The sequence below is a fragment of the Xanthomonas pisi DSM 18956 genome, assembly GCF_001010415.1.
Lineage (GTDB): Bacteria > Pseudomonadota > Gammaproteobacteria > Xanthomonadales > Xanthomonadaceae > Xanthomonas > Xanthomonas pisi.
In genome coordinates this window covers 1-961 of the sequence record NZ_JPLE01000225.1, presented here as the reverse complement: position 1 = coordinate 961, position 961 = coordinate 1, and the positions used below count along the sequence as shown (strand labels likewise).

Below are 961 nucleotides of genomic sequence, written 5' to 3'. Positions count from 1 at the left end.
CCTCACGGGTCACAAATGCGTGGCGTCCGTCACCACGCTGCCCGGTGCCAATTTCCATGTTCTCCACAACTGTGGATAAATCCTTCCCCGCACGCCACGGTTTTCTGGTCATACCGGCATCTCCGACATCGATGTACTCAGGGTTATTCGTTCCACCTGCCCGAATCCGGATACCATCACCTGCCAGTTTTGCCCGGTTGCTGCCGGAAGTCTCACCACACTTCCCTTAAACGTACCCGGCGCAAAATGAATCACAGGAACATCATCAGCCATAATGGTGATCCCCACCCGCTCAGGCGCCGGAGATTTCACCCTGATACAGGAAAAAGAGGTTCTTTCAGGTAATGAAAAAATTTTTGAATGCCACCTTATCGTGGAGGGCAGAGAGCCCCCGGCAAGCACTGACATTTTGTCTCCTGTCACCACGCGCATCATATCTTTCGCGAGATCAACCCATGCGCAGTCAAACGGTGTACTGAGATAACGGATATCCATGTTCACCGGACTGAATACAAACACATCCTGCTTACCATCCGGTTTCGTGTAACAGGCAATGTATTCACCACGCCAGGGATAAGCCACAATGGAGGCCGGATTAAACTGACTCTGCCACTGTTCCGGTGAAACAATCTGTTCCGTCGCCAGCGCGACATTACCGTTTGCATCAACAGACACCAGGCCATTTGTTCCTGCATACAGCACAAAACCCTCCATCGCAACCATACTCCGCCTGCTCAGACACGCCTGCATTGAAGGGATTTTGGAACCAGAAATTGTGGACGGTGATACCCCACTGAACAAATAAGGCTCCCCCTTTGTCGCCACCACCAGTGACGTTCCCAGCGGACAGATAGCTACAATATCTTCTGCCGTCGTGTGACGATTCACTTCCGGCCATGCATACGGCAGATACGCTTCCGAAAACATCACTTCATTACCGGCAAACCCGGCGGCAATACCG

1 protein-coding gene is annotated in these 961 nt (G+C 52.2%); it reads right to left on the bottom strand.

Annotation, left to right across the window (positions count from 1 at the left end; translation table 11 throughout):
* Positions 1–108: 108 nt before the first annotated feature.
* On the bottom strand, positions 109–961 hold an 853-nt coding region (locus Y887_RS19640), incomplete at its 5' end, for a hypothetical protein (RefSeq protein WP_211257015.1).